Source organism: Kitasatospora sp. NPDC051984 (genome assembly GCF_044593455.1).
Taxonomy (GTDB): Bacteria; Actinomycetota; Actinomycetes; order Streptomycetales; family Streptomycetaceae; genus Kitasatospora.
This window is the reverse complement of sequence record NZ_JBIUCB010000011.1, coordinates 190952-202622: the sequence shown is the minus strand read 5'-3', so window position 1 is coordinate 202622 and position 11671 is coordinate 190952. Positions and strand designations below refer to the sequence as shown.

Genomic DNA, 11671 nt, shown 5'->3' with positions numbered 1-11671 from the left:
GGTGGGTGTCGAAGACGTATGCCCGCCACCCGCTGCGCGAGGCCGGCGCGGGTGTTTTGTGTGCCGCTGCGCGGGGCGGCCGAAGGGGATGTGGTGGGTGTCGAAGACGTATGCCCGCCACCCGCCACCCGCTGCGCGGGGCCGGCGCGGGAACCGGGGGCCAGGCCGGGGCGACCAGTCCGGCGGTACGCGCTGCGCGGGGTGGCCGGGGGGGTGTGGTGGGTGTCGAAGACGTATGCCTGCCTCCACCACCTGCTGCGCGGGGCTGGCGCAGGCGGTTTGTGTGCCGCTGCGCGGGCTCGGTGGGCGGGGATGCGGTGGATGTCGAAAGCGTATCCGGAAACGTAGACGCCCTCGCAACACCGTCCGCCCTGCAATGGACCCCGGAAGCACGTGTACGGAGCAGGAGGCAGAGATGCGGAAGACCACGCGGCGGGCGATCACCTCGGTGGCGGCGGTGACGGTGCTGGGGGCGGTGGCGGCGTTCGTCGTGGGGGGATCGGACCAGGTGCGGGCGGCCGACGGCGAGCTGGCCGCCGGTGTCTCGGCCAGCCCGTTCGACGACGGCTCGGCGGCGGTGAGCAGGCTCGACCCGGCGCTGCTCGCCGCGTTGCGGGCGGCGGCCACGGACGCGAAGGAGCAGGGGATCGAGCTGCGGGTCACTTCGGGGTGGCGGAGCCGGAGCTATCAGCAGCGGTTGCTGGATGCCGCGGTGGAGAAGCACGGCAGTCTGGAGCTGGCGCGGCGGTACGTGAACACGCCGGAGAAGTCCTCGCACGTGTCGGGCAAGGCGGTGGACGTCGGGCCGACCAATGCCGACGACTGGCTGAACCGGAAGGGCGCCAAGTACGGGCTGTGCCAGGTGTTCGCGAACGAGATGTGGCACTTCGAGCTGCTGACCACGCCGGGCGGCCGCTGCCCGTCGCAGCTTCCGGACGCCGCCGGCTGAGCGGTGCCCGGAAGCCTGAAGCGGTCAGCTCTCGGTGGCGCGGCGGAGGGCGGAGGCGAGCAGGGCGAGGTCGGTGGGGCCGTTGCCGAGTTCGCGGACGGGGCGCGGGGACGGGGCGGCGCCGTGGTCCTCCAGGCGTTGGGCGACGACGGTGGGCCGGAGCGTCGCGGTGCGCGGGATGCGGCCGCTGACCCGGGCGCCCTGGAAGGCGGTGACGGCGCCGTCGGGGCGGCGCAGGTAGCCGCGGCCGGGGGTGGTGCCGGGCAGGGCGGCGGCGTCGGGCAGGTCGATCAGGAGGTCGGAGTCGCCGGGCTGTTCGGTGCGCAGGGCGATCCGCAGTTGCGCGGCCTCGTCGAGTTCGGTGTCGGCGGTGCTCTCCGGCGAGCCGGTGGTGGCGATGACGTGCACGCCGAGGCGGGCGCCGCGGGTGGCGGCGGCGGCCAGCGCGCGGGCGAGCGGGCGGCCGCCGGGGGAGGCGGGGCCGAGCAGCGCGTCGTAGTCGTCGACGACGACGATCAGGCGGGCGGGGGCGTCGGCGGACGGGGCGTCGGGGGAGCGGCGGGGTTCGACCACCCGGACGCGGTCCGCGGCGGGGCCGCCGACCAGTGCGGGGGTTTTGTCGAAGATCTGCCGGGTGTGCCACTCGGTGAAGCTGAGGCCGTCGAACAGGGCTTCGCGGTGGGCGAGTTCGTCGAGCAGGCGTTCGGCGGCGAGCAGTGCGCCGCGCGGGTCCTCGGCGGCGTTGACGTGGTCGGTGACGTGCGGCAGGTCGGTGCAGCCGGCCAGGCCGCCGTCGTCGGCGCGGTCGCCGTCGATCATCAGCAGGGCGAGACGGTCGGGGCGTTCGGAGACGGCGAGCGAGGCGGCGAGGGCGCGCAGCAGTTCGGACTTGCCGGAGCCGGGGCCGCCGCCGATGAGCAGGTGGTCGCCGTCCTCGGCGAGGTCGACGGCGCAGGTCTCCTCGCCGGCCGCGCCGCGTGCGGTGCCGAGCAGGGCGGCGGCGGCGCCCGCGCCGGCGGGCAGCGCGTTCCAGCTCTCGGCGAGCCGGGCGGGGGAGAGCGATTCGGAGCGCAGCAGGTCGAGCAGGCGGAGGGCTTCGGGGAGCGGTCCGCGGGCGGCGTGGTCGGCGTCGGTGGCGGCTTCGCGGAGCGGGGCGAGGGTGCGGGCGAGGCGTTCGGCCCAGGCGGGGGAGACCGCGTCGAGGGCGATGTCGGTGAGGTGTTCGCGGGCGCCGCCGGCCGGCCGGTCGAGGGTGAGGCGGGTGGCGACCTCGCCGGTGATCAGGCCGAACGCGCCGAGCCCGGTGGGGAGTTCCTCGGGGACCTCGGCGAGGCAGAGGACGAATACGCCGGCCGCGGGGCCCTGCCGGAGCAGCAGGCCGAGGGCGCGTCGGCCGGCGTCGGTGCCGGGATCGCCGTCGACCAGGACGACGGTGGCGGGCGCGGCGGCGGTGGCGGAGGCGAGTTCGGTGAGCCGGGCCTCGGCCTGTTCGGGGCCGAGGCCGTAGAGGAGCCGGCAGGCCTGGCCGTGGGCGGGCCGCAGGTGGGGCAGCCACTGGGCCCAGGACCAGTCCTCGGCGTGGTGCTCGGGGGCGATCACGACCAGGGCGAGGCCGCTGGGCGGGTGCAGCGCGGCGAGCTGGGCGAGCACGGCGCGGGCCAGGCCGGCGAGGCGGTGGCGCGGGCCGGCCAGGCCGAGGCTGCCGGCGGTCTGCAGGTCGACGGTGGCGGGGACGGCGGGCAGCAGGGTGCCGGGGGCGGTGCCGGGGCCGCCGGGGAGGTCGGCGGTGCCCAGACGCAGGGTGAGCGCGTCGGGGTGGTCGGGGCCGCGTTCCCACAGCCGGGGGCCGGTGCCGAGGGCGGCGAGCAGCAGCGCGGCCGGGTCGGGCCAGCGTTCGCGCTGGTTGGCGGCCTGCCGCAGGCGGGCGGTGGCGTGCTGGCGGTCGGTGTCGACGGCGGGCGGCTCGGGGCGGGTGCGGCGCAGCCAGCGGCCGCGGCCGCCGCCGGGCTCGGCGGGCGGTTCGGCGGGGGGCGGGGGGCCGGCCGGGCGGCCGGGTGCGGTGCGGGCGGTGGGGCGGGGGGCGAGCCGGAGCCGGCCTTCGCCGTCGGGGGTGGTGCTGCGGGCCGCTATGTCGGCGGGGTGGGCGAGCTGGAGGGTGGATTCGCCGATCCGCAGCAGTGCGCCGAGCGCGAGTTCGGCGCTCTCCTCGCGCAGGTAGCGCTCGTCCAGCAGGGTGCCGTTGGTGGAGCCGAGGTCCTGGACGGTGGCGTGGCCGTCGGCGGTGAGGTGCAGGGCGAGGTGCAGCCGGGACACGTCGGGGTCGTCGAGCGGCACGTCGGCCTCGGTGGAGCGGCCGATCCGGATCCGCTCGCCGTGCAGGCGGTGGACGCCGCCGGCGTCGGGGCCGCCGACGACGCGGAGTTCGGCCGCGGGGTGGCCGGCGGTGTCCCCGGTGTCCGGGTCGGGCTCGCCGAGGGCGAGGACGGCGCCGTCGATCAGCGGGGGGTGGCCGATCGGGAGCTGTTCGTCCAGGCGCTGCTCACCGGCGTACAGGTGGATGTGAGTGGCGGAGCGTGGTCCGCGGACGCCGACCGCGCCGGCCAGCGCGGTGGCGACGGCGCCGAGCGTGGTGCCGACCGGTGCGGTGACCAGGACGTCGGCAGAGCTCCCGGGGCTGGTCGGGCCGCTGCGCGGTCGAAGGACGGTGAGCCGGATCTGCATCACGCCCGGGGTCCCTTCTGCACACGTGTGGTGCCTGCCATCCTGCCACTCGGGACGGACAGTCCGCGCACGGTACCGGATTTGACGATCTTGCGATCATCGCCATGGTGAATCCGACGCCGAGTCAGGTCAAGGAGACCCCGGCGCCCCAGGTGGCCGACAGTGCGCGACGGGCCCCGGCAGCACCTCGGAAACCCGCGCGGGCACCGTTAGAGTTGCCGAAAACCGGGAGCCCTCGCGCGCGGGCGGATCCCAAAGGCCCCGGCGCCGTTCACGGGAACGGGGGAGTGCCGGAACGCGGCCCCGCAGCGGGCGCGGGGTGACCGAACGGAGTGCACAGGTGCGGCCTGTCGGAAGCAAGTACTTGCTCGAGGAGAGCCTCGGACGCGGAGCGACCGGCACGGTCTGGCGCGGCCGGGTGCGCGAGGACGTCGCCGTGCCGGGCCTGCAGCCCGGCCAGGCCGTCGCGGTGAAGGTGCTGCGCGAGGAGCTCGCCGCCGACCCGGACGTGGTGATGCGCTTCCTGCGCGAGCGCTCCGTCCTGCTGCGGCTGACCCACCCCAACATCGTGCGCACCCGCGACCTGGTGGTGGAGGGCGAGCTGCTCGCCCTGGTGATGGACCTGATCGACGGCCCCGACCTGTTCCGCTACCTGCGCGAGTCCGGCCCGCTGTCGCCGATCGCCGGCGCGCTGCTGATGGCGCAGATCGCCGACGCGCTGGCCGCCAGCCACGCCGACGGCGTGGTGCACCGCGACCTGAAGCCCGCCAACGTCCTGCTGGCCACCCTGGTGATGGACGGCGGCGAGCAGATGTACCCGATGCTCACCGACTTCGGCATCGCCCGCCTCGCCGACTCCCCGGGCATCACCCGCACCCACGAGTTCGTCGGCACCCCCGTGTACGTCGCCCCGGAGTCCGCCGACGGCCGCCCGCAGACCGCCGCGGTGGACGTCTACGGCGCCGGCATCATGCTGTACGAACTGGTCACCGGCCGCCCGCCGTTCCAGGGCGACAACCCGCTGGCGATCCTGCAGGCCCACCTCGCGCAGGAGCCGCAGCGCCCGCGCACCATGCCCGAGCCGCTGTGGACGGTGGTCGAGCGCTGCCTGCGCAAGGACCCGGCCGAGCGGCCCACCGCCGTCTCGCTGGCCGAGGCGCTGCGGGTGGTGGCGGCCGGCATCGGCGTGCACTCCTCGCCCGCCGCCGTGGACGCCGCCCTGTCGGTCGCCGCCCTGCTGGTGCCCGACCCCGCGCTCGCCCCGCCCGCGCCGGCCCACGACCCCGCGTTCGGCGGCAACGGGTACGACCCGGCCGCCGCCACCCAGGTCATGACGCACAGTCAGGCCGTCCAGGGCGCCGAGGACCGCACCCAGCTGATGAGCCCCCAGCCGCCCGCGCCGCCCGCGGACCGCACCAGGGTGATGCCCGCGATGCCGCCCGCGCCCGAGCAGCCGCCCGCGCAGCCGGACGGGCCGCACCCGTGGCAGACCCAGCTGCAGGCCGCCCGGGACCGCAACGAGCAGACCCGGATCGGCTACTTCGAGCCGGAGGACCTGGCCGACCCGCAGGTCGCGCCCCGCCCGTACCAGGCCGGCCAGTACCCGCCGCCCGGGCAGCGCCCGCCGGTCGCCCCGCCGCCGTACCAGGCCCCGCAGCCCGGCCCGCCGCCCGGCGGCGGCCGGTACGCCCCGCCGCAGGGCCCGTACCAGCCGCAGCAGGGCGGGCACCCGCAGCAGGGCGGGTACCCGCAGCAGGGCGGCGGCCGGCCCGGCGGCCAGTACCCGCAGGGCCGCGGTGGTCGCCCGCCGGTCGCCCCGCAGCCGTACCAGGCGCAGCAGCCCGGCCCGCCGCCCGGCTACGACGGCCGCCCGCAGGGCCACGCGGCGCCGCAGCGCCGGCCCGAACCGGCCCCGCCGCGCCGCCAGGAGCCGCCGTACCGGGAGCCGGAGCCGCCCCGGGCGCGGGAGCGCGAGCCGCGCCCGCGCAGCCGCAACCGGATGTGGATCCCCGGCCTGGGCTGCGCGAAGGGCTGCCTGCTGGTGCTGGTGGTGCTGGCGCTGGGCTGCCTGGCGCTGTGGAACTTCACGCCGCTCCCGGACTACTGGCACAACGTGGTGGGCTGGTTCGATTCGGCGAAGTCCTGGATCGGCAGCCATACCGGCAACTAGGTTTGACGCTTTGTCGACACTCCGACGAAATTCCTCCGGATCGGAACCGCTCCGGGGGCCCTCCGCGGCCCCCGGAGGTCGCTCGGGCGCGTAGGTTGTTCCGCGAGCACCGACCTCACGAGCCCACGGAGCAGCATTGGCACGCAAGATCGGCAGCCGGTACACGGTCCACCAGGTGATCGGCCGCGGCTCGGCCGGCACGGTGTGGCTCGGCGAGGGCCCGGACGGGCCGGTGGCGGTGAAGCTGCTGCGCGAGGACCTGGCCGCCGACCAGGTCCTGGTCGGCCGTTTCGTCCAGGAGCGCACCGCACTGACCTGCCTCGACCACCCGCGGGTGGTCGGCGTGCACGACATGGTGGTGGACGGCAGCGACCTCGCCCTGGTGATGGACCTGGTCCAGGGCACCGACCTGCGCACCCGCCTGGAGCGCGACGGCGTGCTCGACCCGCTGGTCGCCGCCTCGGTGATCGCCGACGTCGCCGACGGCCTGGCCGCCGCGCACGCCGCCGGCATCGTGCACCGCGACGTCAAGCCGGAGAACGTCCTGCTCGACCTGGCGGCCCCGCCCGGCCCCGGCGGCGCCCCGCGCGCCAAGCTCACCGACTTCGGCATCGCCCGCCTGGTCGACGCCCCCCGCCGCACCCGGGCCACCCGGATCATCGGCACCCCCGACTACCTGGCCCCCGAGATCATCGAGGGCCTGGAGCCGCGCGCCGCCGTCGACATCTACGCCCTCGCCACCGTGCTGTACGAACTGCTCACCGGCACCACCCCGTTCGGGGGCGGCCACACCGGCGCGGTGCTGCGCCGGCACGTCACCGAGAACGTCCCGCCGGTCGAGGGGATGCCGGACGGCCTGTGGCGGATCATCTCCGAATGCCTGGCCAAGGCCCCCGCCTCCCGGCTTCGGGCCGCCGAACTGGCCTCCCGGCTGCGCGAGCTGCTGCCCGAACTGGCCGGGGTCGGCCCGCTCGCGGTGCCCGCCCAGCGGACCGCCACCGAGGAGGCGCCCACCCCCGGCGAGGCCGTCTACGCCGAGACGGAGACCGGCCGCGGCACCCACCGCCGCCGCCGCGGCCCCGCCGTCCCGCTGGTGCCCGGGCCCACCCCCGACTCCACCCGCGACACCCACACCAGCCTGCGCCGCCCGTCCGCCGGGGAGCTCGCCTCCTACGCGGAGGAGTCCCGCGCCCAGCGCACCCAGCCCGCGCCCGCCCACCGGCGCACCCGGGCCCAGCAGATCCGCCGCCGCCGCACGCTGGCCGTGCTGATCGCGGTGATCCTGCTGCTCGCGGGGGCCGCCGCCGCCTGGACGGCGTTCGCCGCCGAGCCCCCCGCGTCCACCGCCGGAGCCGTCCACACCACCTGGTACCCCCGGTTGTAGCCGAGCCCCCCCGGCGAACCATTACCCTTGTGGGCGTGGCAGCCGTCGATCCTTCCGAAGAGCTCAAGAACCTCGACTCGACCATGTCGTCGATCGAGGCAGTCCTCGACCTGGACAAGATCCGGGCCGACATCGCAACCCTGGAGGAGGAGGCAGCCGTCCCCACCCTGTGGGACGACGTCGCGAACGCGCAGAAGGTCACCAGCCGGCTCTCCTTCCTCCAGGGCGAGCTGCGCAAGGTGGAGTCCCTGCGCGGCCGGGTCGAGGACCTGGGCGTCCTGTTCGAGCTCGCCGAGGCCGAGGACGACGCGGACACCCGCGTCGAGGCCGAGAACGAGCTGGAGGCCGTCAAGAAGGCCGTCGAGGAGCTGGAGGTGCGCACGCTGCTCTCCGGCGAGTACGACGCCCGTGAGGCCCTCGTCAACATCCGTGCCGAGGCGGGCGGCGTCGACGCCGCCGACTTCGCCGAGCAGCTGATGCGCATGTACCTGCGCTGGGCCGAGCGGCACGGCTACCCGACCGAGGTCTACGACACCTCGTACGCCGAAGAGGCCGGCATCAAGTCCGCGACCTTCACCGTCAAGGCCCCCTACGCCTACGGCACCCTCTCCGTCGAGCAGGGCACCCACCGCCTGGTGCGCATCTCCCCGTTCGACAACCAGGGCCGCCGCCAGACCTCCTTCGCCGGCGTCGAGGTGCTTCCCGTCGTCGAGCAGTCCGACCACGTCGACATCGACGAGGGCGACCTGCGCATCGACGTGTACCGCGCCTCCGGCCCCGGCGGCCAGGGCGTCAACACCACCGACTCCGCGGTCCGCATCACCCACCTGCCCACCGGCGTGGTGGTCTCCTGCCAGAACGAGCGCTCGCAGATCCAGAACAAGGCCTCGGCGATGAACGTCCTCCAGGCCAAGCTGCTGGAGCGGCGCCGCCAGGAGGAGCGCGCCGCGATGGACGCGCTCAAGGACAGCGGCAGCTCCTGGGGCAACCAGATGCGCTCCTACGTCCTGCACCCGTACCAGATGGTCAAGGACCTGCGCACCGAGCACGAGGTCGGCAACCCGCAGGGCGTGCTGGACGGCGACATCGACGGCTTCATCGAGGCCGGCATCCGGTGGCGCAAGCAGCGCGAGAGCTGAGCGTCATAGCGAGGCAATGAGAAAGGGCCCCACCGCTTCGGCGGTGGGGCCCTTTCCGTGTTCTCGGTCCTGGGGATCAGCGGGCGAGCAGCGCCAGCGCGATCAGGGCGGCGCACAGGACGGCCAGTAGCACCGTCGGGTTGAGCGTGGCGAACGGCCCGTGCTGCTCCTGCTGGAGCCGGGCGCGGTTGGCGCGACACACCGGGCAGCGGCCGTCGATGACGCGGCCGTTGCAGTTGGCGCACACCAGTTGGTCGCAGGTCATGCGTGTCCTCCTTGCTGCATAGCCAACGTGCCGGAGGCGGCTTCGGTTCCGACTCCCTACCACTCTGCCAGGTTCCGGACACCCGGGCCCCCGGAGGGGAAGGGTTATCGAGCTGTGACGTAGCTCGCAATTTCGGGTCCGAACCGGAACCGAAGCAGACGAAATTCCCATGGGTAGCCGCCTGGTTACTGCGGGTACGCAAGGGCATCGCGTAAGGTCACTGGCTCCGATCCACCTAGGATGGCCCCGTGATGCAGCCGTGATCAGATTCGACAACGTCTCCAAGACCTATCCCAAGCAGAACCGTCCGGCCCTGGACAACGTCTCGCTGGAGATCGAGAAGGGCGAGTTCGTCTTCCTGGTCGGCTCGTCCGGTTCGGGCAAGTCGACGTTCCTGCGCCTGTGCCTGCGCGAGGAGCGCCCGTCCACCGGCGAGGTGCACGTCCTCGGCAAGGACCTGGGCAAGCTCTCCAACTGGAAGGTGCCGCACATGCGGCGCCAACTGGGCACTGTCTTCCAGGACTTCCGCCTGCTGCCGAACAAGACCGTGGGGCAGAACGTGGCGTTCGCCCTGGAGGTCATCGGCAAGCCGAAGAGCGCCATCAACAAGGTGGTGCCCGAGGTGCTCGACCTGGTCGGCCTCGGCGGCAAGGAGGAGCGGATGCCCGGCGAGCTGTCGGGTGGTGAGCAGCAGCGCGTGGCGATCGCCCGCGCGTTCGTGAACCGTCCGATGCTGCTGATCGCCGACGAGCCCACCGGCAACCTCGACCCGCAGAACTCGGTCGGAATCATGAAGCTGCTGGACCGGATCAACCGGACCGGCACCACCGTGCTGATGGCCACCCACGACCAGGCGATCGTCGACCAGATGCGCAAGCGCGTCATCGAGCTCGACAAGGGTCTGCTGGTCCGTGACCAGGCCCGCGGCGTCTACGGCTACCAGAGCTAGAAGAGAGAAGCATGCGCGCCCAGTTCGTTCTGTCGGAGATCGGCGTCGGTCTCCGCCGCAACCTGACCATGACGATCGCCGTCGTGGTCAGTGTCGCGCTCTCGCTCGCCCTCGCCGGTGCCTCGCTGTTGGTCCGCGACCAGGTCAACTCCATGAAGGACTACTGGTACGACAAGGTCGAAGTCAGCATCTACTTCTGCGCCAAGTCGGACCACAACTCCGCCCAGTGCGCGGCCGGCGCGGCCACCGAGGACCAGATCAGGGACGTCAAGGCCGACCTGGACAAGCGCACCGAGCTGGTGCAGAGCGCGACCTTCGAGAGCTCGCAGGAGGCGTACCAGCGCTTCAAGGCGTCCAACCCGGACAACCCGCTGCTCGCGGCGGTCGGTCCGGACGCGCTGCCGGCGTCCTGGCGGGTCAAGCTCAACGACCCGACCAAGTACGACGTGATCCAGAGCGCCTACGCCGGCAAGCCCGGCGTGAAGTCGGTCGAGGACCAGCGCAAGATCCTGGAGAACCTGTTCGGCCTGCTGCGCGGCCTGCAGACCGCCGCCTTCGTGATCATGGCGCTGATGCTCTGCGTGGCGCTGCTGCTGATCGTCAACACCGTCCGGGTGTCGGCGTTCAGCCGACGCCGCGAGACCGGCATCATGCGGCTGGTCGGCGCCTCCAACTTCTACGTGCAGATGCCGTTCATCGCGGAGGCCGCGTTCTCCGCGCTGCTCGGTGCGGGCCTGGCCTCGCTGCTGCTTCTGGGTGGTCACTTCTTCGTCCACGGGTGGTTGGCGAAGAAGGTGCTGTTCATCAACTTCATCGGCCTGTCCTCGGTGCTGGCGGTCATTCCGCTGCTGGTGGTGGTCGGTATGGCGATGGCCGGCATCGCGGCGTTCTTCACCCTGCGCAAGTACCTGAAGGTCTGACGGGCCGTCGGCAACGCCCGCCGGTGGCCCTACACTCGCTGGCATGCCGACAGCTCCACGAGTACGCCAGGGGATGACCCTCGGCCTGGTGTTCGGCGCCGTGCTGTTCGCCGGAGCCGCTTCCGGGGCCTGGGGCGAACCGATCGGTTCGTCCCGGGCCCCTTTGTCGTCCGACGGGGTCCGCGGCGCGGACCTGTCCGGGGCCGACCTGAGCCCGCAGGAGGCCCGGCAGCTGGTCGGCGCCAGCGGCGACCGGTGGGCGGCCTACCTCAGCCCGCAGCAGTACCGGGACTTCACCGGCGGCCGCTACCCGGGCGTCGGACTGACCGTCGAGCGCAGCGCCGACGGCCCCACCGAGGTGGCCGAGGTGCTGCCCGGCTCGCCCGCCGCCCGGGCCGGCATCGCCGCGGGCGACCGGCTGGTCAGCGTGGACGGCGTCCCGGCCGCTCAACTGCCGGTCACCGAACTGGTGTCCCGGCTGCGCGGCGGCCCGGCCGGCAGCGAGGTCGTGGTCGGCGTGCAGGACGGCGACGGGCCGGTGCGCGAACTCGGCCTGACCCGGGCCGAACTGGCCGCCCGTGAGGTCGAGACCGACCGCCCCAGCCCCGGCGTGGCGCGGATCGCGGTGCACGCCTTCACCAAGGGCGTGGCCGGCCAGGTGCGGGCCGCCGCGGCCGGTGCCCGCGGCGTGGTGCTGGACCTGCGCGGCAACTCCGGCGGCCTGGTCGAGGAGGCCGTCGGCGTCGCCTCGGCGTTCCTCGACGGCGGCCCGGTGGCCAGCTACCAGGCGCGCGGCGAGCACCGCGAACTGACCGCCACCCCCGGCGGCGACACCGCCGTCCCGCTGGTGGTGCTGGTCGACGGCGGCACCATGAGCGCCGCCGAACTCCTGGCCGGCGCCCTGCAGGACCGCTCCCGGGCCGTCCTGGTGGGCGAGCGCACCTTCGGCAAGGGCACCGTCCAGCAGCCCAGCACGCTCGCCGACGGCTCGGTGCTCGAACTCACCGTCGGCCGCTACCAGACCCCGGCCGGCCGCTCCCCGGACGGCACCGGCGTCCAGCCCGACGTTCCCGCCCCCGCCGGCGACGACACCGGCACCGAGAACCTCGCCCTGCGGGTGCTGGACGGGCTGAGCCCCGCCCCCGAACCGTCCGGCGCGCCGTAAAGGGGCTGC

9 protein-coding genes are annotated in these 11671 nt (G+C 74.2%); 7 read left to right on the top strand and 2 right to left on the bottom strand.

The genetic code is table 11. From position 1 onward, the window contains the following. Nucleotides 1–415: 415 nt before the first annotated feature. Complete coding sequence (locus tag ACIHEI_RS22660) at nt 416–949, top strand: M15 family metallopeptidase (protein ID WP_396607844.1); 534 nt, start codon at nt 416–418, stop codon at nt 947–949. Between the two features lie 24 nt (nt 950–973). Here the strand turns inward: ACIHEI_RS22660 and ACIHEI_RS22655 are convergent, their stop codons facing one another. Beyond that, nucleotides 974–3670, bottom strand: coding sequence for an FtsK/SpoIIIE domain-containing protein (locus ACIHEI_RS22655; protein WP_396607862.1), 2697 nt, complete (start codon nt 3668–3670; stop codon nt 974–976). A 340-nt stretch (nt 3671–4010) separates the two neighbouring features. Between ACIHEI_RS22655 and ACIHEI_RS22650 the strand changes: the two genes are divergently transcribed. The 3 genes from ACIHEI_RS22650 (at nt 4011) to prfB (ending at nt 8363) form a co-directional block, all read left to right on the top strand. After that, nucleotides 4011–5840, top strand: a complete 1830-nt coding sequence (locus ACIHEI_RS22650; protein ID WP_396607843.1) for a serine/threonine-protein kinase — start codon at nt 4011–4013, stop codon at nt 5838–5840. A gap of 136 nt (nt 5841–5976) precedes the next feature. After that, nucleotides 5977–7224 (top strand): serine/threonine-protein kinase, encoded by a 1248-nt coding sequence (locus ACIHEI_RS22645; protein WP_387866766.1) that lies wholly within the window; start codon nt 5977–5979, stop codon nt 7222–7224. Between the two features lie 35 nt (nt 7225–7259). Beyond that, nucleotides 7260–8363, top strand: a complete 1104-nt coding sequence (prfB, locus tag ACIHEI_RS22640; protein ID WP_387647578.1) for a peptide chain release factor 2 — start codon at nt 7260–7262, stop codon at nt 8361–8363. 76 nt (nt 8364–8439) lie between these two features. Here prfB and ACIHEI_RS22635 read toward each other — a convergent pair whose 3' ends face one another. Continuing rightward, nucleotides 8440–8628, bottom strand: coding sequence for a hypothetical protein (locus tag ACIHEI_RS22635; protein WP_387647576.1), 189 nt, complete (start codon nt 8626–8628; stop codon nt 8440–8442). Between the two features lie 259 nt (nt 8629–8887). Between ACIHEI_RS22635 and ftsE the strand changes: the two genes are divergently transcribed. From ftsE to ACIHEI_RS22620, 3 genes are read left to right on the top strand one after another with little or no spacing between them, the layout of a single operon-like run. Continuing rightward, nucleotides 8888–9577, top strand: coding sequence for a cell division ATP-binding protein FtsE (gene ftsE / locus ACIHEI_RS22630; RefSeq protein ID WP_387647574.1), 690 nt, complete (start codon nt 8888–8890; stop codon nt 9575–9577). Between the two features lie 11 nt (nt 9578–9588). Then, complete coding sequence (gene ftsX, locus ACIHEI_RS22625; RefSeq protein ID WP_387647572.1) at nt 9589–10497, top strand: permease-like cell division protein FtsX; 909 nt, start codon at nt 9589–9591, stop codon at nt 10495–10497. 43 nt (nt 10498–10540) lie between these two features. Next, nucleotides 10541–11662 carry a S41 family peptidase gene (locus tag ACIHEI_RS22620; protein WP_396607842.1) on the top strand — a complete coding sequence of 374 codons (1122 nt, stop codon included), beginning with the start codon at nt 10541–10543 and terminating at the stop codon, nt 11660–11662. Nucleotides 11663–11671: the final 9 nt, after the last annotated feature.